This is a genomic window from Arsenicicoccus sp. UBA2120 (assembly GCF_002330965.1).
Taxonomy (GTDB): domain Bacteria; phylum Actinomycetota; class Actinomycetes; order Actinomycetales; family Dermatophilaceae; genus Arsenicicoccus; species Arsenicicoccus bolidensis.
Genome location: NZ_DCYC01000041.1, coordinates 41,462 through 65,150 on the forward strand (window position 1 = coordinate 41,462; position 23,689 = coordinate 65,150).

The 23,689-nt window shown below is 73.9% G+C and carries 20 protein-coding genes; 11 read left to right on the top strand and 9 right to left on the bottom strand.

Translation table 11 applies throughout. The features are described from left to right. Positions 1 to 3 precede the first annotated feature (3 nt). The 7 genes from cobM to B2P18_RS05855 form a co-directional block, all read right to left on the bottom strand. Positions 4 to 780, bottom strand: a complete 777-nt coding sequence (cobM, locus tag B2P18_RS05825) for a precorrin-4 C(11)-methyltransferase (RefSeq protein WP_019286986.1) — start codon at positions 778 to 780, stop codon at positions 4 to 6. Further along, entirely contained in the window at positions 777 to 2,030 is a 1,254-nt protein-coding gene (locus B2P18_RS05830) for a bifunctional cobalt-precorrin-7 (C(5))-methyltransferase/cobalt-precorrin-6B (C(15))-methyltransferase (RefSeq protein WP_029209943.1), read from the bottom strand. The genes cobM and B2P18_RS05830 overlap by 4 nt, the downstream gene beginning before the upstream one ends. Next, positions 2,027 to 3,526, bottom strand: coding sequence for a cobyric acid synthase (locus B2P18_RS05835; RefSeq protein ID WP_286956704.1), 1,500 nt, complete (start codon positions 3,524 to 3,526; stop codon positions 2,027 to 2,029). Before B2P18_RS05835 ends, B2P18_RS05830 begins: the two co-directional genes overlap by 4 nt. Beyond that, positions 3,523 to 4,584, bottom strand: a complete 1,062-nt coding sequence (locus B2P18_RS05840) for a cobalamin biosynthesis protein (RefSeq protein WP_286956706.1) — start codon at positions 4,582 to 4,584, stop codon at positions 3,523 to 3,525. The genes B2P18_RS05835 and B2P18_RS05840 overlap by 4 nt, the downstream gene beginning before the upstream one ends. Before the next feature lie 64 nt (positions 4,585 to 4,648). Next, a complete protein-coding gene (locus tag B2P18_RS05845) occupies positions 4,649 to 5,053 on the bottom strand; it encodes a cobalamin biosynthesis protein (RefSeq protein WP_286956707.1) in 405 nt (134 codons plus the stop codon). Between the two features lie 2 nt (positions 5,054 to 5,055). Next, positions 5,056 to 6,234 (bottom strand): GTP-binding protein, encoded by a 1,179-nt coding sequence (locus B2P18_RS05850; RefSeq protein WP_286956717.1) that lies wholly within the window; start codon positions 6,232 to 6,234, stop codon positions 5,056 to 5,058. A gap of 141 nt (positions 6,235 to 6,375) precedes the next feature. Continuing rightward, positions 6,376 to 7,563 (bottom strand): hypothetical protein, encoded by a 1,188-nt coding sequence (locus tag B2P18_RS05855; RefSeq protein WP_029209939.1) that lies wholly within the window; start codon positions 7,561 to 7,563, stop codon positions 6,376 to 6,378. Between the two features lie 386 nt (positions 7,564 to 7,949). Here B2P18_RS05855 and B2P18_RS05860 point away from each other — a divergent pair, with 386 nt between their 5' ends. From B2P18_RS05860 to B2P18_RS05885, 6 genes are read left to right on the top strand one after another with little or no spacing between them, the layout of a single operon-like run. Further along, positions 7,950 to 8,765: an SCO2322 family protein gene (locus B2P18_RS05860; protein ID WP_286956726.1), complete on the top strand. Its 816-nt coding sequence runs from the start codon at positions 7,950 to 7,952 to the stop codon at positions 8,763 to 8,765. 29 nt (positions 8,766 to 8,794) lie between these two features. Further along, positions 8,795 to 9,913 carry an energy-coupling factor transporter transmembrane component T gene (locus tag B2P18_RS05865; RefSeq protein ID WP_239263325.1) on the top strand — a complete coding sequence of 373 codons (1,119 nt, stop codon included), beginning with the start codon at positions 8,795 to 8,797 and terminating at the stop codon, positions 9,911 to 9,913. Further along, positions 9,910 to 11,670 carry an ABC transporter ATP-binding protein gene (locus B2P18_RS05870; RefSeq protein ID WP_286956735.1) on the top strand — a complete coding sequence of 587 codons (1,761 nt, stop codon included), beginning with the start codon at positions 9,910 to 9,912 and terminating at the stop codon, positions 11,668 to 11,670. The genes B2P18_RS05865 and B2P18_RS05870 overlap by 4 nt, the downstream gene beginning before the upstream one ends. After that, positions 11,667 to 12,491, top strand: a complete 825-nt coding sequence (locus B2P18_RS05875; RefSeq protein WP_029209937.1) for an ECF transporter S component — start codon at positions 11,667 to 11,669, stop codon at positions 12,489 to 12,491. Before B2P18_RS05870 ends, B2P18_RS05875 begins: the two co-directional genes overlap by 4 nt. Beyond that, positions 12,488 to 13,075, top strand: a complete 588-nt coding sequence (locus B2P18_RS05880) for a bifunctional adenosylcobinamide kinase/adenosylcobinamide-phosphate guanylyltransferase (RefSeq protein ID WP_029209936.1) — start codon at positions 12,488 to 12,490, stop codon at positions 13,073 to 13,075. Before B2P18_RS05875 ends, B2P18_RS05880 begins: the two co-directional genes overlap by 4 nt. Further along, positions 13,072 to 13,887 (top strand): adenosylcobinamide-GDP ribazoletransferase, encoded by an 816-nt coding sequence (locus tag B2P18_RS05885; protein ID WP_239263333.1) that lies wholly within the window; start codon positions 13,072 to 13,074, stop codon positions 13,885 to 13,887. The genes B2P18_RS05880 and B2P18_RS05885 overlap by 4 nt, the downstream gene beginning before the upstream one ends. A 98-nt stretch (positions 13,888 to 13,985) precedes the next feature. Here the strand turns inward: B2P18_RS05885 and B2P18_RS05890 are convergent, their stop codons facing one another. Then, the gene (locus B2P18_RS05890) at positions 13,986 to 14,888 is read right to left on the bottom strand and encodes a DMT family transporter (RefSeq protein WP_286956753.1); all 903 of its coding nucleotides are present in this window, start codon (positions 14,886 to 14,888) and stop codon (positions 13,986 to 13,988) included. Between the two features lie 124 nt (positions 14,889 to 15,012). Next, complete coding sequence (gcvT, locus tag B2P18_RS05895; protein WP_019284720.1) at positions 15,013 to 16,131, bottom strand: glycine cleavage system aminomethyltransferase GcvT; 1,119 nt, start codon at positions 16,129 to 16,131, stop codon at positions 15,013 to 15,015. A gap of 156 nt (positions 16,132 to 16,287) precedes the next feature. On the opposite strand from gcvT, the gene B2P18_RS05900 reads away from it, so the two are divergent. From B2P18_RS05900 to B2P18_RS05920, 5 genes are all read left to right on the top strand, one after another. After that, a complete protein-coding gene (locus B2P18_RS05900) occupies positions 16,288 to 17,790 on the top strand; it encodes a leucyl aminopeptidase (protein ID WP_029209933.1) in 1,503 nt (500 codons plus the stop codon). A 213-nt stretch (positions 17,791 to 18,003) separates the two neighbouring features. Continuing rightward, complete coding sequence (locus tag B2P18_RS05905) at positions 18,004 to 19,167, top strand: putative zinc-binding metallopeptidase (RefSeq protein WP_286956763.1); 1,164 nt, start codon at positions 18,004 to 18,006, stop codon at positions 19,165 to 19,167. A 154-nt stretch (positions 19,168 to 19,321) separates the two neighbouring features. Further along, positions 19,322 to 20,698, top strand: coding sequence for a dihydrolipoyl dehydrogenase (lpdA, locus tag B2P18_RS05910; RefSeq protein ID WP_286956765.1), 1,377 nt, complete (start codon positions 19,322 to 19,324; stop codon positions 20,696 to 20,698). A 61-nt stretch (positions 20,699 to 20,759) separates the two neighbouring features. Beyond that, positions 20,760 to 22,643 carry a 2-oxoglutarate dehydrogenase, E2 component, dihydrolipoamide succinyltransferase gene (gene sucB, locus B2P18_RS05915; protein WP_286956767.1) on the top strand — a complete coding sequence of 628 codons (1,884 nt, stop codon included), beginning with the start codon at positions 20,760 to 20,762 and terminating at the stop codon, positions 22,641 to 22,643. Between the two features lie 82 nt (positions 22,644 to 22,725). Then, complete coding sequence (locus B2P18_RS05920; RefSeq protein WP_019284715.1) at positions 22,726 to 23,643, top strand: TIGR01777 family oxidoreductase; 918 nt, start codon at positions 22,726 to 22,728, stop codon at positions 23,641 to 23,643. The last annotated feature ends 46 nt before the right edge of the window (positions 23,644 to 23,689 follow it).

Sequence of the window (23,689 nt, forward strand, 5' to 3'; positions counted from 1 at the left end):
CCCTCAGCGAGGCGTGATGGGCGGTGGCAGTGCGCAGTCGTGCCGCTCGCGCTCGGTGGAGTACAGGTGCGAGTCGCGGAACTGCGAGGCGGCCAGCACCTGACCCACGAGGATGATGGCGGTGCGGCGCAGCCCGTGGTCACGCACGGCATCCCCCAGCTCGCCCAGGGTGCCGCGCCAGACGACCTGCTCGGGGCGGCTCGCCATCGCGACCACCGCTGCGGGACAGTCGAGCCCGTAGTGCGGCGCGAGCTCCTCGACCACCTCGTCGGCCAGGTGGGTCGCCAGGTGCAGGGCGATGAGGGCGCGGGACCGGCCGAGGGTGGCGATCGTCTCGTGCTCGGGCATGGCGGAGGCGTTGCGCGACAACCGGGTCAGGATGATCGTCTGCCCCACCGTGGGGACGGTGAGCTCCCGGCCGAGCGCCGCGGCGGCGGCGGCGAAGGCCGGCACCCCCGGCACCATGACGTAGTCGATCCCCGCGGCCTCCAGGCGCCGCACCTGCTCGGCGACGGCGGAGAAGACCGACAGGTCCCCCGACTGCAGGCGCGCGACGTCCTGCCCGGCCTCGTGGGCGCGGACGAGCTCACCCATGATCTGGTCGAGGTCGAGGTGCGCCGTGTCGACGAGGCGGGCGCCCGGGCGGCACTCGGCGAGCAGCTCGTCGGGGACGAGGGCTCCGGCATAGAGCACGACGGGGCAGGACTGCAGCAGCCGCAGGCCACGGACGGTGATGAGGTCGGGGGCGCCGGGACCGGCGCCGATGAAGTGGACGGTCATGCGGGCAGCTCCTCGGGTCGTATGACGGACCACTGCGTCACCGGGCGGGCGGGGTTCCAGGACGTGAAGCCACCGACCGCGTCGGCGTGCGACACCTCGAGGCGGGTCAGGGATCCGCCATACCGGCGAAACATGCTGAGCAACACGGACTCCGAGTCGAGGGTGACCGTGTTGGCGACGAGCCGGCCGCCGGGCCGCAGGGCGTCGAGGACGGCGGGGACGAGGCCCTCCGCGGTGAGCCCGCCCCCGACGAAGACGGCGTCCGGGCGCGGCAGCCCCGCCAGCGCGCCGGGCGCCAGTCCCTCGACGACCTGCAGGCCGGGGACGCCGAGGTGGTCGGCGTTGCGGCGGATGCGCTTGATCCGGTCGCCGCGGGGCTCGACCGTGATGGCGCGGCAGGTCGGGTGGGCCCGCATCCACTCGATGCCGATGCTGCCGGACCCCCCGCCGACGTCCCACAGCAGCTCGCCTGGCGCCGGGCGCAGGGCCGCGAGGGTCGCTGCGCGCACGTGCTGCTTGGTGAGCTGCCCGTCCGTCTCGTAGAGCTCGTCGGCGAGCCCGGGGACCAGCCCGGCGAGCGAGTGGTATGACGAGAGGCACTGCACCGCAACGATGTTGAGCGCGCTGCCGGGGTCGGCGTGCCACGACCCGGCCACCCCCTCGACGACGCGCTCGTCGGGGCCGCCGAGGTCGGACAGCACCCACACGAGGCTGTCCCCGAGCCCGTGCTCGGTGAGCAGCGTCGCGACGGCCTGCGGGGTGAGGGCGTCGCGCGACAGCACCAGCACGCGGCGGCCGGGGTGGGCCACGAGGGCGAGACGCTCGAGGGGGCGGCCGACCGCCGACACGACGTCGACGTCCTCCAGGCCCCAGCCGAGCCGGGCGCAGGCCAGCGACAGCGACGACGGGGCCCCGATCACGGTGAGGCGCTCGCGACCGAGGACCTCCGCGAGGGTGCGACCGATGCCGTGGTGCATGGGATCGCCGCTCGCGAGCACCACGACGCGCACCTCGCCGCCCGTCCCCCCGAGGGCGCCCCCAGGCGCCCCGAGGCCGTCCAGCAGGGGACGCAGGCCCTCGCGCAGCGGCACGGGCAACGGGACGACCCGCGCCTCGTGGTGACCGGCGACGAGGTCGGTCTGGCGGGTGCTGCCGACGACGACGTCGGCGGACGACACGGCCGCGCGAGCGGGCTCGCCGAGCCCGGCCCAGCCGTCGGCGCCGATGCCGACCACGGTGACGGGGTTCACGATCCGATCAGCTCCTCGAGCGCGCGGGTGTCCAGGTGGTCCTCGACGGCGTCGGCGAGGCGGTCGAGCATCGCGACCCGTTGCGCCGCGAAGGACGAGGCGTCAGGGGCCGGAGCCCAGCCGGGGCGGGTGCGGGTCGCCACCTGCCGCAGGAAGGCCCGCCGGAACCCGTCGTTCTCGAAGGCCCCGTGCCAGGTCGTGCCCCACACGGCGCCACGCTGCCACCCGTCGAGGAAGGGCACCACGTCCGCCTCGCCCCCCAGGTCCGTGCGCTCGCTCACGCCGTGGTGGATGAGATAGGCCGTGACGTTCTGCCCGCCCCAGCGTCCGGTCGGCGTGCCGAGGTGCTTCTCGCGGGCGAAGGTGACCCGCGTCGGCAGCAGCCCGAGGCCGGGCACCGTTGCGGCAGCGGGGCTCTCGACGGCATACGGGTCGTGGATCTGCTCGGCGAGCATCTGGTAGCCACCGCAGATCCCGAGCACCGGACGCCCGGCCCGGGCGCGCTCGACGACGGCCCGGTCGAGCCCGCGGGAGCGGAGCCAGGCCAGGTCGCTCTGCGTGGCGCGCGACCCGGGCAGGACCGCGAGGTCGGCGGCCGCCACGACGGCCGGGTCGGCGGTCACCTCGACCTGCACGCCGGGCTCGATCGCGAGGGCGTCCACGTCCGTGGCGTTGCTGACGCGGGGGAAGCGGATCACCGCCACCCGCAAGGGTTCTGGCGAGTCGGCGGGCGAGCCGGCGCCGGTGCGGGACCCGGCGCGCGACCACCCCGAGATGGCCAGGGCGTCCTCGGAGTCCAGCCAGACGTCCTGCAGGTAGGGCACGACGCCCAGCACGGGCCGGCCCCCGGTCCGCTCCTCGAGCATGCGCAGGCCGGGCTCGAGCAGCCCGAGGTCGCCGCGGAACTTGTTGACGATCCAGCCCTTGATGCACGCCTGGTCCTCGGGGTCGAGGATCCCGAGCGTGCCGTAGAACGCGGCGAGCACGCCCCCGCGGTCGATGTCGCCGACCACGACGACGGGCAGGTCGACGGCCCGGGCCAGGCCGAGGTTGACGTAGTCGCCGGACCGCAGGTTGATCTCGGCGGGCGACCCGGCGCCCTCGGCGATGACGACGTCGTAGCGGGACGACACGTCGCGGAAGGCCTCGAACGCCGCCTCGGCCAGCGCCCGGCGCCCCGTCGCCCACTCCCCCGCCTGCAGCTCACCCCACGGCTGCCCGAGCAGGACGACGTGGCTGCGGCGGTCTGAGCCGGGCTTGAGCAGCACGGGATTCATCGCGGCCTCGGGCGTGACGCCGCACGCGAGGGCCTGCACCCACTGGGCGCGCCCGATCTCGGAGCCGTCGGGGCAGACCATCGAGTTGTTGGACATGTTCTGCGCCTTGAAGGGCGCGACGCGCACGCCCTGGCGCGCGAGCCAGCGGCAGATCCCCGCTGTGACGAGGGACTTGCCCGCGTCGGACGTCGTCCCGGCGACGAGCAGCCCCCTGGTCATGCCTGCCCGCCTGTCGTCGTCGTCGTTGTCGTCGTCGTTGTCATGGTGGTCCCGTCCCCGCCCTCGGCGAGGCGGTGCGCCGGGCCGACGGGCCCTCGGACCGGTCGTATGCCGTCCGCCACCGCTCCGACGACCGCCGCCACGGCCAGGGCCGCCGCGCCGATGGTCCGCGAGAGACGCACCGCCCGAGCCAGGTCCGCGGTGACGACCGCGCGTCCGCGACCCAGCGTGCCGCGATCCTCCACCTCGTCGTCGTAGCGGTTGACGCCCCCAAGGCGCACGCCCAGCGCCCCGGCGAAGGTCGCCTCGACGGGACCGGCGTTGGGGCTCGGGTGGTGGGGGGCGTCCTCGCGCCACGCGCGCAGGGCCTCGGCCCGGTCGCCGCCATGGCGCGGAGCCAGCGCCACGGTCAGCGCGGCGCACGCGCGGGCCGGCGCCAGGTTGACGAGGTCGTCGAGCCTGGCTGCGGCCCAGCCGAACTCGCGATACCGCCGGTTGCGGTAGCCGATCATCGCGTCGAGGGTGTTGATCGCGCGGTAGCCGAGCAGGCCCGGCACGCCCAGCAGCCCGCCCCACAGCAGCGGGGCGACGACGGCGTCGGAGGTGTTCTCGGCGAGGGACTCGGTGGCGGCCCGGGCCAGCTCGTCCGCGTCCAGTCCGTCCGGGGCGCGGGAGCACAGGTGACTCAGGCGGTCTCGCGCCCCGGGCAGGTCGTCGGCGTCGAGGAGCCGCGCCATCGCGTCGCCTTCGCGCGCGAGGCTGGTGCCGCCGAGGACGACCCAGGTGGCGACGGCGGTGGCCGTCATACGGAGCAGGGGCCGGTCGCGCAGCCCGCGCTCGACCAGCCCGCCCGCACCCGTGACCGCCCCGACGAGCAGGGCGACGTGCAGGACCCCGGCAGGCCGTCCGTCCCGATAGGTGAGGCGCTCGAGCCGGCTCGCCAGCGTCCCGAACGCCGCGACCGGATGGGCCCGGCGCGGGTCGGCGAGGGCGAGGTCGGCGGCATACCCCAGGACCAGGCCCCCCGCCCGCGGTCCGACACGCTCCAGCCACTGCACCCGCACACCCTATCCATCCGCTGAGCCTGCCCCCGCCACGACCCGAGGGGCGGGTCGGAGCGCGTCAGGGCAGGCGTCCGAGGACCACCGTCGCGGTCGCGGACCGGGCCCGGGCGACCACCACTCCGCCGGCCGCCAGCACCGCCGCCTCGGCGACGCTGGGGGCGCCCACGTGGCGACGCACGACCTCGCTGGGCGCCGCGACGGGCTGAGACGCGAGCGTCTCGTCGTCGTAGGTCTGCAGGGGCACGCCGAGGCGCCTCGCCAGCTCGACGACGGCAGGCTCGGTCCGCTTGCGGGTGGACGTCACCACGGCGACCACCGCGTCGCGGGGGACGACCCCGTCGCCGTCGGCGGGACCGTCGACCAGCTCGTCCTCGAGCCCCTCGACCAGCCCGTCGGCCAGGGCGACGAGCTCGTCGACGGGGGCGCCGGACCGGGTGCCCACCCCCAGCATCAGCTCGGTCATGGTCACGATCCTGCCACCGTGCACAGGTCGTCGTCCCACGCGGGCAGGGGGTCGGCCAGCTCGCGCCAGACCGACGGGCCGCCGTCGCGCTCGGCGTCGGTGAGCAGGCAGGCGTCGAGCGCCGCGACGAGCTCGTCCGGACGCAGGTCCTGACCGATGAGGACGATCTCCTGACCCGGCTCGAGGCCGGCCTCCTCGTCCCACACCCCCGCCGGCTCGAACCGCGCGACCCCGCCGGCCTGCGACCACAGCCCCATGACCCGCGGGCGCGTGGCGAGCCAGCAGAAACCCTTGGAGCGCAGGACGCGTCCGTGCGCCCCGGTGTCGAGCCCGTCGACGAGGTCCCACAGGCGCCCCGGGTGGAACGGGCGGTCTGAGCGGTAGACGACGGACGAGATGCCGTACTCCTCGGTCTCGGGGACGTGGTCCCCGTTGAGCTCCTTGACCCACCCCGGCGCCTGCTCGGCCCGGGCGAGGTCGAACCGGCGGGCGCCCAGCATCTCTCCCACGGGCACGACCGACCGCGTCGTCCGCACGACGTGCGCCTCGGGGTTGAGGCGACGGACGGTGGCCTCGAGCAGGTCGGCCCGTGCGCCGGTGACCAGGTCGAGCTTGTTGAGCACGACCACGTCGGCGAACTCGACCTGGTCGACGAGGAGGTCGGCGACGGTCCGCGTGTCGTGCTCGTAGGCGTCGATGCCGCGCTCGACCAGGGAGTCCGCCAGCGCCAGCTCCTCCAGGAAGCTCGAGGCGTCCACGACGGACACCATGGTGTCCAGCTCTGCCACGTCCATCAGGGCGGCGCCGTCGTCCCGTCGGAAGGCGAACGTCGCCGCGACCGGCATCGGCTCGGAGATGCCGCTCGACTCGATCACGAGGTGGTCGAACCGGCCGGTCCGGGCGAGCCGATCGACCTCCACGAGCAGGTCGTCGCGCAAGGTGCAGCAGATGCACCCGTTGGTCGTCTCGACCAACCTCTCCTCGGTGCAGGAGAACCCCGCGCCGTCCGCCACGAGCGCGGCGTCGACGTTGACCTCGCTCATGTCGTTGACGATCACCGCGACCCGCAGGCCCTCGGTGTTGCCGAGGACGTGGTTGAGCATCGTGGTCTTGCCTGCTCCGAGGAATCCGGACAGCACGGTCACGGGAAGCGTCGGGGCGGTGGTGGGGCTGATCGTCATACGGTCATGATAATCACTCTCATCGGCTCGCGTCGTCGGCCGACGGACGGGACCGTATGCCGAGAGCCCGCCCCCACGGCGGGGACGGGCTCTCGCACTGGTGCTGAGGTGCTTGCTGCCGTCTGTGAGGCGTGGACCTGGTCAGCCGGCGGGCGGGGCCGTGGGCACTGCCGAGGCCGAGCCCGAGCCGGACGACGACTTCCCCATCGAGCCACCCATGCCCCCGAGCTGCTCCAGCTCGGCCTTGGTGACCATGCGGGCGCCCTCGGGCTTGGTCACGTCACGGTCGAGCTCGGAGATCTGGGACACCAGGGTCAGGTGCAGGTTCTTGGCCTTGAGGTCCTGCAGCTCCTTCTTGCTCTTGGCGTCCTTGGCCTTGGTCTCGTCGAACCAGTTCAGGACCTGCATCACGTCGCCCTTGACGGCGGTGAAGCGACCGTCGGCGATCGTGGCGTCGAAGGCCAGGACCGAGCCGGCCTTGAGCTCGGTGAGGCTCTTGGTAGCGTCCTTGACCATCTGGTCGGTGAACTGCTTGGGCGCGATCCGCTTGCCGTCCTGGAACATCTGGGTCAGGAACGGCTGGATCTTGACCTGCACCTTGACCGTGTCGCCCTCGCTCGTGAACGTGCCGTTGGTGTCGAGGTTGCTCTTGACGGCGGCGGTCAGCTGCTTGGTCTGGTCGGGCGTGAGCTGGGTCGGGTTGGTGCTGGCGGCGGCGCCGCCGGACTTCGCCAGCTGCTCCACGGTGCCCTTGTCGAAGCCCACCCACTTGCCGTTGACGGCGTCCTTGATCCAGCTCGGCGCCTGCCCGAGCGCGCCCTGCACGTCGGCCATGGAGAACGCGCCGGTCTGGTCGGCGATCTTGGCCAGGTCGAGCTTGACGAAGGTGTCCTGCGCGGCGGTCCTGAGGTTGAACAGGTCCGAGTCCGTCTTCCAGGACATCGCGGTGTTGATTTTGGTCGGGTCGGTCTCGTCCTTGAGCGCTGCCCCCGTCGACTGCATGTCGACGACGATGGACGACCCGGAGATCAGCTGGGCGATCTTGGGCGAGACGCTCGGCGTGCTGGTGGAGCCCCCGCTGCCGCTGCCCATGCTCGACGCGAGCTTGATGATCGTGTCCGGGCTCGCCTCAAGCTTGGTCGTGACGCGCTGGCGCTTGCTGTCACCGGTCTTGTCGTAGGCGGAGAAGAACGCTCCCTTGGCGTCCGACCCGACCGCCGCGGCCGCCTTGGCGTCGCTGCCGGTCGTGCCTGCCCCGCAGGCGGCGAGCGTCCCGATCGCGAGCGGCGCGGCGACGAGGCCGGCGATGATCCTGCTACGCGTGTCCATCCTGGTGTCCCCCTTGGATCCTGATGTCGGCGGCCCTGGCGGGCCGGCCACTGACTCGAACCTACTCGCCGATCCGGGCCGGCGGAACCCGATCCGGCCAGGGTCCACCCTGTCGCGACCCTGGTCGTTGCCGGTCCACCCCTACCAACCCCCGGGGCCGGGCCAGGGTTCCCGTTGGTAGGCTGCGGGCACCGAACACCGCAGGGCGGGGAAGCCGGTGAGACTCCGGCGCTGACCCGCAACCGTGACCTCCTGGCGCCATCCGTGGCTTGGAGCAGCCGGACCGCCCGTCCTGCGCGTCGGCTCCGTCTATCCGCCGTGGCATGCGGGTGGAGCTCGTCCCGGGCAGTTCCGAGGCGGCCCACGCCCGCCAAGGAAGGTCGCCCGTGTCCCCCACGTCCCGCTCCATCTCTCGTGCCGGCCGTGCCCGCAGGGCACGTGGGAACGTCGCCACGCCGATCACCGCGGTGCTCGCCCTGTTCCTGGCGACGCTGCTGTCGGCGTTCGTGTCGACGATCGCCCTCGCGGCGCCCGCCCACGCGGCGGACGCCTACCGATTCTGGGGCTACTACCAGCTGACGAACGGCACGTGGGGCTTCGCGACCAAGGGGCCCGACGGCACGACGCCGGCCGACGGGTCGGTCGAGGGCTACCGCTTCGCCCTGGGCGACACGAGCACCCCGCGGCTGCCGCGGGCGGTCGTGACCTTCGACCAGGCCTGCGGCTCGACCCCGGCCGTGTCCGGGAGCAAGCGCGTGGGCGTGGTCGTGGACTTCGGTCGGGCGGCGGACGCACGGGAGCAGGGCGCGACCGTGCCGGCCCCCTACGCCACCTGCGTGACGGTGCCCACGTCGGCGACCGGGGCCCAGGTCCTGGCGGCGGCCGCGAAGCCCCGCGTCGAGAAGGCCATGGTCTGCGGCATCGACGGCTACCCGGCGAGCGGCTGCAGCGACACCGTCAAGGACGTGCCCGCCGCCGCCAAGGCCGCCGACCAGCCGGTGACCATCGACGTCCGCCCGGCCTCGTCTGCAGGCTCGACCTCTGCCTCGGGCGCGGCCGCCTCCTCGTCCGCCGCCGCACCCGCGTCATCGAGCTCGTCCTCCAGCACGACCGCGTATGTCGTCGGCGTGCTCGCCGTCCTCGTGCTCCTGGCGGCCGCGGCGTGGGCCATGGCGCGCCGGCGCCGCACGGACGGGCGCTGACGGACCCCGTGACGTCCGGGCGAGCACGCGTGCCGCGACGGGTCCATCCCGTCGCGTGGTGGCTGTGGGCCGCCGGGCTCGCCACGGCCGCCTCCCGCACGGACAACCCGTTGCTCCTGCTCGCCGTCGTCGCGGTCGCCGTGCTCGTGGTGGCGCTGCGCGAGGACCCGCACGCCGACGCGCCCCTGACGATGTTCCTCGTGCTCGGGCTCGTCGCCATCGGGCTGCGGGTCGGCCTGTCGATCGTCCTCGGCGGCGGGGTCACCGGGCAGGTCGTGCTCGTCACCCTGCCCGAGGTCCCGCTCCCGGAGGCGGCGGGCAGCCTCCGGCTGGGCGGCCCCGTCACGCTCGAGGGCGTGCTGGCGGCCCTCTGGCAGGGGCTGCAGCTCGCCGCGATGCTGGCCGCGATCGGCGCCGCCAACGCCCTGGCCTCCCCGCGGCGCCTGCTGCGCTACGTCCCGGCCACCCTCTACGACGTCGGCACCGCCGTCGTGGTCGCGTTGTCCTTCGCCCCGCGGATGGTCGTGGACGCCCGTGCCGTCCGCACCGCCCGTCGCCTGCGCGGCCATGACGGACGCGGGCCCCGCGAGCTGGCCCGCACGATGGTGCCCGTGCTCGAGGCGGCCTTCGACCGCTCCCTGGACCTGGCGGCCTCGATGGAGGCCCGCGGCTACGGCCGCCACACCCGGGCGGGCGGCACCCCTCGCTGGTCCGGCGTCGTCACCGTCGTCGGGCTGATCGGCCTGGTCGCCGGCCTCTACGGCCTCCTCGACGGGTCGGCGGCGTCCGCCTTCGGCTGGCCGCTGCTCGTCCTCGGCGTCCTGGTCAGCGCGGGGGCCCTGCTCCTCGGCTCCCGCCACGACACCCGGACCCGTTACCGCCGCGACCCCTGGGGATGGCCCGAGTGGGGCGTGACGCTGGCGGGCGGCATACCGGCCCTGACCCTGATCACCCTGGCGACGCGGCAGGTGCCGGGCCTCACGATGCCCACCGTCCCGCTCACCGCCCCTCCCCTCGTCGTCCCGGCGCTCGTCGCCATCACCTGCGCCGCTCTGGCCGCCGTCGCCGCGCCTCCCCTGCCGCGGACCGAGGCTCCCGCAGCCCGGCCCGGGCAGCCCGAACGCCCGCGGCAAGAGGTGGCGGCGTGATCAGCGTCGAGGGCTGGACCGTGACCTACGACGGCGCGAGCCGCCCTGCCCTGCGCGACGCCGACCTGCACGTCGACGAGGGCGAGCTGGTGCTGGTCGTCGGCGAGACCGGGTCGGGCAAGTCCACCCTGCTGCGCAGCCTCGACGGGCTGGTCCCGCACTTCAGCGGCGGCACCGTCTCCGGGCGGGTGCAGGTCGCTGGTCGGGACACCCGCACCCACCGGCCCCGCGACCTGGCCGACGTCGTCGGGATGGTCGTGCAGGACCCCGCCGCGTCGTTCGTCACCGACACGGTGGAGGACGAGCTGGCCTACGGCATGGAGGCGATCGGCCTGTCCCCCACCGCCATGCGCCGCCGCGTGGAGGAGACGCTGGACCTGCTCGGCCTCGCCGACCTGCGCCACCGGGGTCTGCGGACCCTGTCCGGCGGCCAGCAGCAGCGGGTCGCCATCGGTGCTGTGCTGGCGGCGGGCCCCCGCGTCCTCGTCCTCGACGAACCCACGTCCGCCCTCGACCCCGTCGCCGCCGAGGACGTCCTGTCGTCGGTCACCCGGCTGGTCCACGACCTCGGCATGACCGTGGTGGTCGCCGAGCACCGCCTCGAGCGCGTCGTCCACCACGCCGACGGCATCGTGCTCGTCGAGGGGTCCGCGTGCTCGGACGTGCTGGCTCCCGCGGCGGCGATGGGCCGATCTGTCGTGCACCCACCCGTCGTCGGGCTCGGACGGGCCCTGGGCTGGTCGCCGCTGCCGCTGTCGGTGCGCGACGCCCGCCGGGCCGTGCGACCGCTGCGCGACCGTCTCGAGGCCGCGGCCCGACAGACCACGCCGGCCCGGCTGATCGAGCCGGCCCGACAGACCATGCCGGCCCGGCTGGTCGAGGCCGGGCGACCGGCCATCGCAGCAGCCTGGGCTGCGGGCGGCCGCCGGCCCGCCGGCGAGCCCCTCGTCACCCGGACCGCTGGCGAGCCCCTCGTCGCCGTCGACGGCCTCGCGGTCGTGCGGGACGGCCGACCGGTCCTCGCCGGCGTCGACCTCGACGCGCACGCCGGTCAGGTGCTGGCCCTCATGGGCCGCAACGGCGTCGGCAAGTCCACCCTGCTCCGGGTGCTCACCGGCACCCTCCGTCCGTCCCGGGGGCGCGTCCGGGTCGACGGCCTGGACCCCGCGGGCGCTCGGGCCCGCGAGCTGGTGCGGCACGTCGGGCTGGTCCCCCAGGACGCCGGCACGCTGCTGCACGCCGACACCGTGGCGCGGGAGTGCCGCGAGGCCGACACCGACTTCGGCGCCGTGCCGGGGACCTGCCGGGCCCTGCTGTCCCGCCTGCTGGGGCCGAGCGAGCCCGCCGACCTCGACGACCGCCACCCCCGTGACCTGTCCGAGGGCCAACGACTGCTGCTGGCGCTCGCCGTGGTCCTCACCGGCGCGCCCCCCGTGGTCCTGCTCGACGAGCCGACCCGGGGGCTCGACTACACCGCCAAGGCCCGGCTCGTCGCGGTCCTGGACCAGCTGGCCGCCGAGGGCAACGCCGTCGTCCTCGCGACGCACGACGTCGAGCTCGCTGCTGACGTCGCGGACCGCGTCGTGCTGCTGGCCGAGGGCGAGGTCGTGGCCGACGGCCCCGCCGACGAGGTGCTCTCGGCCTCCACCGCGTTCGCCCCGCAGGTGGCCAAGGTCCTGCACCCGCTGTCGGTGCTCACGGTCCCGGCGGCCACGGACCTGGCGACCCGCGCGGGCGTCATACGGGGGCGCTCGTGAACCTCCGGCTGCGCCCCACCTCGGCCCTCACGCTGCTGCTCGTCAGCGTGGTGTGCGCCGCGGCCTTCCTGTGGCCGTTCGTCACGAGCTCCCCCGAGGTGCTCGCGCACGCCCATGACGCGCCCTGGGTCTTTGCGGCCCTCCTAGGCCTGCTCGCGCTCGTCTGCCTGGCCGAGGTCACCGCCGACGGCCTCGACGCCAAGACGGTCGCCGTGATGGGCGTGCTGTGCGCCGCCGGGGGTGGGTTGCGGGTCCTGTCCGCGGGGACGGCCGGGCTGGAGCCGATGTTCTTCCTGCTGGTCATGGCCGGCGCGGTGCTCGGCCCGGCCCCCGGCTTCGTGGTCGGCGCGCTCGCCCTGCTCACCGGGGGCCTGCTCACGGGCAACATCGGTCCGTGGGTGCCGTTCCAGATGATCACGGCCGGCTGGGTCGCGCTCGGTGCCGGGCTGCTCCCCACCGCCCGCCTCGGACGGTGGGGTCGGCGGAGCCTGCTCGCGGTCTACGGCCTGGTGGCGGGGCTGGGTTACGGCGTGGTCATGAACCTCTGGTTCTGGCCCTTCCTCGCCACCACCATGGCCCCCGAGGGCGCCGGCTTCGTGCCCGGCGGGGACCTCGCGACCAACGTGGCGCACTACGCCACGTTCTACGTCCTCACCTCGCTCGGCTGGGACCTGCCCCGGGGCATCCTGACCGCCGTGCTCGTGTGGTGGGCCGGGCCTGCCATCGACCGCGTGCTGCGGCGGGCGGTGCGCCGGGCGCGCTTCGACGCGTCGCCCACCTTCGTCGACAAGGACGTCCCCATCCCGCAGGAGGCAGCATGATCACCCTCGTCACCGGCGGGGTCCGGTCCGGCAAGAGCCGGTATGCCGAGAGCCTCGTCCCCGCCTCGCGGCCCGTCGCCTACGTGGCGCCCGGCCTCGTGCCCGTCGACGGCGACGCTGAGTGGGCCCGCCGGGTCGCCGCGCACCGCGAGCACCGCCCTGCCTGCTGGACCACGGTCGAGTCGGCGGACCTCGCCGCAGTGGTGGCCGGGGCGAGCACCCCGCTGCTGATCGACTGCCTCGGCACCTGGGTGACCCGGCTCGTCGACGACGCGCAGGCGTGGGACGACCCGGTGGCGGCCGCCGAGGCCGTCGGTCTGGCGCGTGAGTCGCTCGTCGGTGCTCTTGCCAGAGCCCGCGCCGACGCCCGCGTCGAAGCCCGCGCCGACGCCCGCGCCGGGGTCGACGTCGTCCTCGTCACCAACGAGGTCGGGTGGGGCGTCGTGCCCGAGCACGCCTCGGGCCGGATGTTCCGCGACGAGCTGGGGCGGGTCAATGCCGCTGTGTCCGCGATCGCGGACCGGGTGGTGCTCGTGGTGGCCGGGCGCGTGCTCGACCTGTCGGCGGCGCCGGTGGTCCCGTGAGCGGGGCGACCGGCGGCACGGGGGCTCCCGCGAGCGGGACGTGGACGGACGGGGTGCGCCTGGCCTGGGGGATGCTCTCCGCGGTGCCCGTGCCCCCACCACGCCGCGTGGACCGCCCCGTGGCCGGCGTCGCCATGCTCGTCGCGCCGCTCGCCACGCTCCCCCTGCTCGCGTCGTGGGTCGGGTGGGCGCTCGTGGCGCGCTGGGCGGACGCCCCGAGCCTTGTCACCGGGGGCGTCGCCGTGGCGCTGCTCGTGCTCCTCACCAGGGCCATGCACCAGGACGGGCTGGCGGACTACGCGGACGGGCTGTCGTCGAGCTATGACCGCGAGCGCGCCCTGGCGGTCATGAAGACCGGCGACGTCGGCCCGTCCGGTGCCACCGCCATCGCGCTCTGCCTGCTCCTGCAGGCCGCGAGCCTCGGAGCGCTCGCCGCGACCTGGCACGGCATCGCGCTCGGCGCCGTCGCCCTGGTCGTCAGTCGGCACGTCCTTGCGTGGGGGTGCCTGCGCGGGGTGCCGAGCGCGCGCCCGGGCGGCCTCGGCGACATGGTGGCCGGCAGCGTCGCACGGTGGCAGGCCGGGGCGGCGCTGGCGGTCCTGTCGGCGCTGGCCGTCCTGGCGTCCTGGACCTCGGGTCCCGCCTCGGCCTGGTGGCACGGACCTGCTTGCGTCGCAGCGGGACTCGTGGGCTGCTGGCTCGTGGTGGAGCGGGCCGTGCGCCGCCTCGGCGGCATCACGGGCGACGTCCTCGGCGCCGCGATCGAGGTGTCGCTCACCCTCGCGCTGGTGCTGGCCGCCATCCTGGTCTGAGACCGGTGGAGGATCGCGCCAGGTCAGGCCCGTGGAGGTAAGGCCGCCATATGTCAGGCCGTCGCGTGTCAGGCCGGCGATGGTCAGCCCGGCGGTGGTCAGCCCGGTGCGGCCGATCCCTCGCGCGCCTCGATCTCGGGCTCCTGCTCGGCGTGCGCCAGGACGGCGACGGCAGCCCCCGCCAGCACCGTGGCAGCACCCAGCCACTGCCAGCCGGTCATCGCCGCTCCCAGCAGGACCGCCGAGCCCACGACCGAGATGATCGGCTCGACCGTCGACACGATGGACGCCTGGGTCGCGCCCACCGCCGCCACCCCCGCGAAGAAGGTCGCGATCGCGAGCGCCCCGCCGACGAGGCCCACCCCGGCCACCGCCCAGGGGGACCGCATGGCCAACGCCGGGGCGAAGGTGCCCGTGGCAGCGGTCGCGACGACGATGAACCCGGTCGCGAGGGTGCACACCCAGGCGCTCGCCAGCAGCGGGGGGACGGTCGCGCCGAGGTGGTCGGTGAGCAGCACGTAGGCCGTGTAGCACAGCGCCGTCGCCACCCCTGCCAGCACGCCGGAGAGGCTGCCCGCGCCGGTCACCCGGCCGAGGGCGAGCCCGATCCCCGCGAAGGACAGCACGAGCGACAGGACCACGCCGCGCGACGGCACGACGCGTGCCGCCAGGGCCGTGACCAGCGCCACCAGGCAGGGGTAGAGGTAGAGGAGCAGTGCCGCCAGCCCCGCCGAGATCTGCTGCACCGCATAGAAGTAGGTCGCGGCCTGCAGGACGTACGCGAACCCCGCCACGCCCAGGCCCGCCAGCGCGCGACGTGGGAGCGGCCGCACCAGCCCCCGGCCCACGCACAGCCCCCACAGCACGAGCGCGGCCACCGCGAAGCGGTAGAAGAGCACCGCGGGGACGTCGACGCCCGCGCGATAGGCCGCCGTCGCGAGCAACGGGTTGATCCCGAAGCCGACGGCGGAGGTCAGGACGAGCAGGTATCCGCGCAGCACGCCGCTCACGCTAGCGACCCACGGTGCGTGTCCGGCGATCCGTCCGGCCGACGCTCCTGGCGGCGACGTGCGACGAGGGCCTCTCGCCATACGGCAAGAGGCCCTCGCAGGTGACGTATGGCGATCAGCTCGCGGCGCCGCCCTGGACGAACGGCGGCTTGGTGACGGTGGCCGCCACCTCGCGGCCGCGCACGTCGACGACGACCTCGTCGCCCTCCTTGGCGCCCCGGTCGAGCAGGCACAGCGCGATGCCCTGCTTGAGGGTCGGCGACATCGTGCCGGAGGTGACCACACCGATCACTGCGTCGTCCTCGCCGCCCGCACTTCTGATCACGCAGTCCTTGCGCGGGATCCCCTTGCCGGTGACCAGCAGCCCCCAGGACAACCGGCAGTCCTTGGCGGCCTTCTGCTCCGCGAGGACCTCCTTGCCCCAGAACGACTCCTTGCCCCAGCCGACCGCCCAGCCGGCCCGCGCCATGTTGGGGGTGATGTCCATGGACAGCTCGTGGCCGTGCAGGGCGTACCCCATCTCGGTGCGCAGGGTGTCGCGGGCACCCAGCCCGCACGGCAGACCGTCGAAGGGCTCCATGGCCTCGACGAGGGCGTCCCAGACGGCAGGGGTGTTGTCCCACGTCGGGAGCAGCTCGTAGCCCTTCTCGCCGGTGTAGCCGGTGCGGCACACGATCACCGGACGACCGTTCCACTGCGCCTCGGCGAAGGACATGTACTCCAGGTCGGTCGGCAGGCCGAGCGCCTTGACCACGTCCTCGGACCGGGGTCCCTGGACGGCGATGACGCCGTACTCCTCGTGCAGGTTGGTCAGCTCGAGACCCTCGGGGAGCTTCTCCCGCATGCGGCGCACGACCTCGGTCGTGTTGGCGGCGTTGGGGATGAGAAAGACCTCGTCGTCGCTCTTGACGTACTGGATGAGGTCGTCGACGACCCCGCCGCTCTCCTCGTCGCAGCACATCGTGTACTGCGCCTTGGGCGGCTCGACCTTGCGCAGGTCGTTGGTGAAGCAGGCGTTGCAGAAGTCGGCGGCGCCCGTGCCGACGACCCTCGCCTTGCCGAGGTGCGAGACGTCGAAGATCCCGACGCGCTCCCGGACCGCGGTGTGCTCGCGGATCACGCCGCCACCGGGGTACTCGATGGGCATCTGCCACCCGCCGAAGTCGGCCATCTTGGCGCCGAGCGCGACGTGCTTCTCGTGGAGGGGGGACTTCTTCAGTGAAGTTTCCGTCATGGGGCCGACACTACAAGGGGCGGTGGGCGTCCACCGCGCCGGGAGGCTAGGTTGTCGGGAAGGCCTCCCCGGGCCGGTCCTGTCCTGTCCTTCCCTGCCATCCGCACCACCGACCCCGCACGTCTCGTGCACCGTCCATCCCCCACAGGAGCTGTCGTGACCTCGCTCACCGTCACCGCGCGCTCCGCCGCAGACCTCGCCGTCGACGTCCTCGTCCTCGGTGCCTTCAGCGGCGACGCGTCACCCGTCCTCCCGTCCGGCCTCTCCGAGGCTGCGACGTCCTACCTCGCGGGCGCCCTGCCCACGCTCGGGTTCACCGGCGCCCCCGACTCGACGGTCGTCCTGCCCGCCGTGCCCGGGGTCAAGGCCCCGCGCGTCGTGGTCGCCGGTCTCGGCGCCGAGCCAGCCAAGAAGAAGCTCGTCGACGAGGCCGCCCTGCGCCGCGCCGCCGCCACCGCCACCCGCGCCGTCAAGGACGCCGGCACCGTCGCCGTCGCCTTCCCGGGCAGCTCGGCGACGGCCGTGGGCGCCGTGGCCGAAGGAGCCGCCCTGGGCGCCTACCGCTTCACGGCGCAGCGCGGCACCTCGAGCGCACCGACCGTCATCGAGACCATCACCGTCGTGGCCGACCGCGGACGCGACTCCGCCGTCAAGGCCGCCGTCAAGCGGGCCGCGGCGGTCGCCGAGGCCGTCGGCTACGCCCGTGACCTGGTCAACACGGCCCCCAACCTCCTCTACCCGCAGACCTTCGTCGACAGCGTCCGCGAGCGCACCACCGGGTCCAAGGTCAAGATCAAGGTGCTCGACGAGAAGGCCCTGGCCAAGGGCGGGTTCGGCGGCATCGTCGGGGTGGGCCAGGGCTCGGCGCACGCGCCGCGGCTCGTGTCCCTGTCCTACAAGCCGGCCAAGGCCAAGCACCACCTGGCGCTGGTCGGCAAGGGCATGACCTTCGACTCCGGTGGCCTGGACATCAAGCCCGCCAACAACATGGCCAACATGAAGTCCGACATGGCCGGTGCCGCCGCGGTCGCCGGCGCGGTCCTCGCGATCGCCGAGCTGGGTCTGCCGATCCAGGTCACCGGGTGGCTCGGGCTGGCCGAGAACATGCCCTCGGGCACCGCGCAGCGCGCCTCGGACGTCGTGACCATGCGCAACGGCATGACCGTCGAGATCCTCAACACCGACGCCGAGGGGCGCATGGTGCTCGGCGACGCCATGTGCGCCGCCGGCGAGGAGGGCCCCGACACGATCGTCGACATCGCGACCCTCACCGGCGCCCAGGTCGTGGCCCTCGGGCACGAGGTGGCCGCCGTCATGGGCAACGACGACGACTTCCGCACCCGCGTGTGCAGCGCCGGCGACGACATGGGTGAGGACCTGTGGCCGATGCCCCTGCCCCCGGCATACCGCAAGGCCCTGGACACCGAGGTCGCGGACATCGCGCACAAGGCGGGCCCGGCCGGCGGCATGCTCACCGCCGGACTGTTCCTCAAGGAGTTCGTCCCCGAGGTCGGCGGTGACCGCATCCCGTGGGCCCACGTGGACATCGCCGGACCGTCCTTCAACGAGCAGGCTCCTCGGGGCGTCGCCCCCAAGGGCGGCACGGGCTTCGGGGTCGCCACCCTGGTCCGTCTCGCCGAGGTGCTGAGCGCCGACTGACGCCCACGCGCCCCGTCACCCGGATGGACGGCGCCCGGTCACGCTGGTGACGGGCGCCGTCCCTCTGCGCGATAGTGCTCGGCAGGACGGATGCCGACCTGCTGCGACGCGGTGCCAAGGGGCGCCGGGCTGCGGTGAGATGCGTCTGTGCCCCACCGCTCCGACCAGCCACGACGCGCCTCGCAGCCGCGCCCTGCAGGTCGGCTGCGCGCGGTGGCGACGACCGGGGCCGTCGCAGCCCTCGCCCTGGTGCTGACCGTGGTCCTGCCTGTCGTCCTGCCTGCCGTGGCGCGCGACGCGTCCGGCCTCCGCACCCTCGCCGGGGGTCTGCTGCCGGAGCTGGTCCAGGCCCGAGCCGACGGCCGGCGCGCGCCGCAGGCCGTGCTCCGCTCGCGCACCGACATCCCGCGCGAGGTGCCGGTCGTGCCGGCCGTGGCGGCGCCGAAGCACGTGGACCCGGGCAGCGCCGCCACTCCCGAGGACGTGCGGGGCGCCACCAGCCTGACCTGGCCGCTGCCGGCGTCCTGCACCGACGTGTCCTCGCGGGCGAGGGGTGCGCGGCCGCCTCGCCTCCCCGCGCGGACGGGTTACAGCACCGACCCCGCCAGCCTCGGCAAGGGCGCCAGGCTGCAGCGCGTCTACGCCGTTCGCGACGGACGCCTCAGCCCCCTCGACGGCCTCGGCCCGGCCGATCGTTGCGACCGGTGGCGGTGGGAGGTCCTGCGGTCCGGCATACCCGCGGCCCATCTCGTCGCCCTGGACCAGGTCGTGCTCTACGACTACCCGCCCGAGGTGCTCCAGGACCCCTCCCGCCAGGGAGGGATCCGCACAGGCTTCTTCGAGCCCAACCCGAGCGACCCGACGCGCTACCGGCTGGCGTTCGCCACCGGCCTCGGAGCGCAGGAGCAGCTCCTCACCATGGCGCACGAGGTCGGGCACGTGGTCAGCCTCTACCCGGACCGGACCCGCCCCTCCCGCGACCCCCGGTGCCCCTGGGTGATCGACAACGCCGGCACCTGCGCGGCAGCCGGCACCCCGCTCGTGGCGTTCTACGCCGGCACCTACTCGGCCGAGCAGCGCAGCCGCATCTCCAGGCTGTATGCCGACCACCGTCAGCCCTCCGCGGACGAGCTGCAGGCCTTCCACGCCACCGGCCCGGAGTCCTTCGTGTCTGCCTACGCGGCGACGCACCCCACCGAGGACTTCGCCGAGAGCTACGCCTACTGGTGCCTCCACGGCACGTCACGTGACGCCCCCGTGGAGGGTGCGTCCACCGCGGGGCTGGCCAAGCGCGCGTTCTTCGACGCCGAGGCGCGGGACGGTCGCCTGGACGCGAGGGTCTGCGGGCCCTGGCGTGCCCTGGCGTCGCGTGGCTGAGCGTCGGCCTCGACGTCGGCCTCGGCCTCGGGAGTCGCGACTCCGCTTGCGCCCTGGAGACGCGTGGGTGAGAGGATGACGGCGGCTGCGGCGGCGTCACGAGCGCCTCGAGGCCATCCCGACCAACGACGGCCGAGACGCAAGGGAGCGCACCATGGCTGACCAGCAGCAGGACACCTACGACATCGTCATCCTCGGAGGGGGCAGCGGGGGCTACGCCTGCGCGCTGCGCGCCGCGGAGCTGGGCCTGTCCGTGGCCCTGGTCGAGAGGTCCAAGCTGGGCGGCACCTGCCTGCACCTCGGCTGCATCCCCACCAAGGCCCTGCTCCACGCGGCCGAGGTGGCCGACAGCGCCCGCGAGAGCGCTCAGTTCGGGGTGCGGGCGACGTTCGAGTCGATCGACCTGCCCGCCGTCCACGCCTACAAGGACGGCGTGGTCAACCGCCTCCACAAGGGTCTCCAGGGCCTGGTCAAGGCGGCCGGCCTGACGTATGTCGAGGGCACCGGACGGGTCGTCGCGGCGGACGCGGTCGAGGTCGACGGACGGCGCCTGACCGGCCGCAACCTCGTGCTCGCGACGGGGTCCTACGCCAAGACGCTGCCCGGGCTCGAGATCGGGGGGCGGGTCATGACCAGCGAGCAGGCGCTGCGGCTCGACGAGGTGCCCGCCCGCACCATCGTGCTGGGTGGAGGCGTCATCGGCGTCGAGCTCGCCTCGGCGCTGCGCAGCTTCGGCTCCGAGGTGACGGTCGTGGAGGCGCTCCCCCGGCTCGTCGCGGCCGAGGACCCGGCGATCTCCAAGCAGCTGGAGCGATCCTTCCGCAAGCGCAAGATCGCGGTCCGCACCGGCGTCCGCTTCGAGTCCGCGACGCAGGACGACGCCCAGGTGACCGTGACGCTCGAGGGTGGCGACCAGCTGGAGGCAGAGCTGCTGCTCGTGGCCGTCGGCCGGGGCCCCGTCACCGACGGCCTCGGCTACGAGCAGATCGGCGTGGCGACGGACCGCGGCTACGTGCTGGCCGAGGACTGCCGCACGTCCGTCGAGGGCGTCTGGGCCGTCGGCGACATCGTGCCCGGGCTGCAGCTGGCGCACCGCGGGTTCGCCCAGGGCATCTACGTCGCCGAGGCCATCGCCGGGCTCGAGCCGGCGCGCATCGACGAGCGGGGCATCCCCCGCGTCACCTACTGCGACCCCGAGATCGCGTCGGTGGGCTACACCCAGGAGCAGGCCGAGGAGGCCTTCGGCGAGGTCGAGGCCTACGAGTACAACCTCGGCGGCAACGGTAGGTCGCAGATCCTCGGGACGCAGGGCTTCGTCAAGCTCGTCCGACGCAAGGACGGGCCGGTCGTCGGGCTGCACATGATCGGCGCCCGCATGGGCGAGCAGGTCGGCGAGGCCCAGCTGATCTACGGCTGGGAGGCACTGCCCGAGGACGTGGCCTCGCTGGTCCACGCCCACCCCACCCAGAACGAGGCGCTCGGGGAGGCTCACCTCGCTCTCGCGGGCAAGCCGCTCCACGCGCACTCCTAGCGCCTTGTCGCAGTAGGGTGGCTCTCGAACGTCAACGGCTCACCGAAGGAGAACCTCACACATGTCTGAACGCGTGACGATGCCCGCACTTGGCGAGTCGGTGACCGAGGGCACCGTGACCCGCTGGCTCAAGTCCGTGGGTGACTCGGTCGAGGTTGACGAGCCCTTGCTCGAGGTCTCGACCGACAAGGTCGACACCGAGATCCCCTCCCCCGCCGCGGGCACCCTCCAGGAGATCCTGGTGGAGGAGGACGAGACGGTCGAGGTCGGTGCAGACCTCGCCGTGATCGGTGACGGCGACGCCCCCGCCAAGGACGACTCCGGCGACGAGGACCAGTCCGCCGCCGAGGAGGCCAAGGACTCCGAGGCCTCGCAGCCCGAGACGGAGGAGACGGTCGAGGAGACCACCCAGGCCGCTCCCTCCACCGAGCAGGAGGAGCCGGCCGACGAGAGCGACTCCGGCGACACGTCGGGCTCCGGCTCCGGCGGCTCGTCCGGCGGATCCGTCTCCGGGGGCGACAAGGTCACCATGCCGGCGCTCGGCGAGTCCGTCACCGAGGGCACTATCACCCGGTGGCTCAAGGCCGAGGGCGACGACGTCGAGGTCGACGAGCCGCTCCTCGAGGTGTCCACCGACAAGGTCGACACCGAGATCCCCTCCCCGTTCGCGGGCAAGCTCACCAAGATCCTCGTCCAGGAGGACGAGACCGCCGAGGTCGGCGCCGAGCTGGCGATCGTCGGTGGCGAGGCCTCCGGCGGCGACTCCTCTGACGGGGATGGCTCCGAGGGCCAGTCGCCCAAGGAGGACGCCCCGAAGGGAGAGGCTCCGAAGGAAGAGGCTCCCAAGGAAGAGGCTCCCAAGGAGGAGCCGAAGGCCGAGGAGAAGCCCAAGGAGCAGCCGAAGCAGGACGCCCCCCAGCAGCAGTCGTCCGAGCCCAAGGCCGCGGCGCCTCGCGCCGAGTCCCAGGGTGACGCCGACGCCTCGGCATACGTGACCCCGCTGGTCCGCAAGCTCGCCGCCGACAACGGCGTCGACCTGTCCAGCCTCAAGGGCACGGGCGTGGGTGGCCGCATCCGCAAGCAGGACGTCCTCGACGCCGCCAAGAAGGCCTCCGAGCCGGAGGCGGCTGCCCCCGCTGCGGCCGCCGCGCCGGCAGCACCCCCGGCCCCCGCGGCCGGTGGTGGCGCTCCGACCGCCGTGCCGACCGCCGACCCCGCGTCGGCCGCCAAGCGTGGCACGACGGAGAAGATGCCGCGCCTGCGCAAGGTCATCGCCCAGCGCATGGTCGAGTCCCTGTCCGTCTCGGCGCAGCTCACGGCCGCCATCGAGGTGGACATGACCCGCGTCGTGTCCCTGCGGGCCCGCGCCAAGGGTGAGTTCCAGCAGCGCGAGGGCGTCAAGCTCACCTACCTGCCGTTCATCACGCTGGCCGCGATCGAGGCCCTCAAGGCCTTCCCGCAGCTCAACTCCAGCATCGACGGCGACAGCCTCGTCTACCACGGCGCCGAGCACGTGGGCATCGCGGTCGACACCGAGCGTGGCCTGCTCGTGCCGGTGATCAAGGACGCCGGTGACCTCAACATCGCCGGGCTGTCCCGCAAGATCGCCGACCTGGCCGACCGCACCCGCACCAACAAGGTCGGGCCGGACGAGCTGGGTGGCGCGACCTTCACGATCACCAACATCGGCAGCAACGGCTCGCTGCTCGACACGCCGATCATCAACCAGCCCAACGTCGGCATCCTCGGCACGGGCGCCATCGTCAAGCGGCCCGCCGTCGTCACCGACGCCGAGGGCAACGACGCGATCGCGATCCGCTCGATGATGTACCTCGTGCTCACCTACGACCACCGCGCGGTCGACGGTGCGCTCGCCGGCAAGTTCCTCTCGGCGCTCAAGGCGCGCCTGGAGGAAGGCCGGTTCGAGTCCTCGCTCGGGCTCTGACCCACCCTGTCTGCGGGCCGTGATCACCACCGGTGGTCACGGCCCGCAGCCATCTCTGCACCTGACACCTGGGAGGCACCCCGTGGCACGACGAATCCTGGTCAGCGGCGCCAGCGGCCTGATCGGCACCGAGCTGCGCACCGCCCTGGCCGCCCGTGGCGACCAGGTGATCCGGCTGGTGCGCCGACCGCCGTCGAGCGCCGACGAGATCCGATGGGACCCGACGGCCGGGCACATCGACCTCGACGGGGTCGAGCCCGTCGATGCCGTGGTCAACCTGTCGGGTGCCCCGGTCGCGCGGCGCTGGACCTCGCGCTACAAGCGAGAGCTCCTCACCAGCCGCACGAGCACCACGCGAACGCTCGTCCGGCACCTCGACCGTCTCGGCGACCAGGTGCCGCTCCTCAACGCCTCCGCGGTCGGGATCTATGGCAGCGACCGCGGCGAGGAGGAGCTGACCGAGGCGAGTGCCCCGGGCCACACCTTCCTGGCCGAGGTCGTCAAGGCCTGGGAGCTCGAGGCCTGCGCGGCGCAGACGAACGGTCGTCGGGTCACGCTCGCCCGCACCGGTCTGGTCCTGTCGGCCGAGGGCGGCGCCCTCGGCCCGCTCCTCCCCCTGGCTCGCCTCGGGCTCGGGGGACCCATCGGCAGCGGGCGCCAGTGGTGGCCGTGGATCTCGATGGAGGACGAGGTGCGGGCGCTCCTGCATATGATCGACACCGAGGTCCATGGTCCGGTCAACCTCGTCGCCCCGGGCAGCGCCCGGCAGGGCGACATCGCGATGGCCCTGGCTCGTGCCCTCGGCCGTCCTGCGTTCGTCCCCGCGCCCGCGACGGCCTTGCGGCTCGCGCTGGGCGAGCTGGCCGACGACATCCTCGGCAGCCAGCTGATCCGACCAGGGGTGCTCGAGCAGACCGGCTTCGTATGGCGCCACGCCCGGGTCGAGGATGCCGTGCGCCAGGTGGCGAGTCCTTGGCACGACCTCACGGTCCGCGCCTGACCCAGGCGCCTCAGGCTCTGCCCTCAGCCCTCTGCCCTCTGCCCTC

Excerpts from the sequence above, each read along its gene's own strand:
- sucB (WP_286956767.1), top strand. The coding sequence starts at position 20,760 with ATGTCTGAACGCGTGACGATGCCCGCACTTGGCGAGTCGGTGACCGAG.
- B2P18_RS05850 (WP_286956717.1), bottom strand. The coding sequence starts at position 6,234 with ATGACGATCAGCCCCACCACCGCCCCGACGCTTCCCGTGACCGTGCTG.
- B2P18_RS05835 (WP_286956704.1), bottom strand. The coding sequence starts at position 3,526 with ATGACCAGGGGGCTGCTCGTCGCCGGGACGACGTCCGACGCGGGCAAG.
- B2P18_RS05880 (WP_029209936.1), top strand. The coding sequence starts at position 12,488 with ATGATCACCCTCGTCACCGGCGGGGTCCGGTCCGGCAAGAGCCGGTAT.
- B2P18_RS05845 (WP_286956707.1), bottom strand. The coding sequence starts at position 5,053 with ATGACCGAGCTGATGCTGGGGGTGGGCACCCGGTCCGGCGCCCCCGTC.
- lpdA (WP_286956765.1), top strand. The coding sequence starts at position 19,322 with ATGGCTGACCAGCAGCAGGACACCTACGACATCGTCATCCTCGGAGGG.
- gcvT (WP_019284720.1), bottom strand. The coding sequence starts at position 16,131 with ATGACGGAAACTTCACTGAAGAAGTCCCCCCTCCACGAGAAGCACGTC.
- cobM (WP_019286986.1), bottom strand. The coding sequence starts at position 780 with ATGACCGTCCACTTCATCGGCGCCGGTCCCGGCGCCCCCGACCTCATC.
- B2P18_RS05855 (WP_029209939.1), bottom strand. The coding sequence starts at position 7,563 with ATGGACACGCGTAGCAGGATCATCGCCGGCCTCGTCGCCGCGCCGCTC.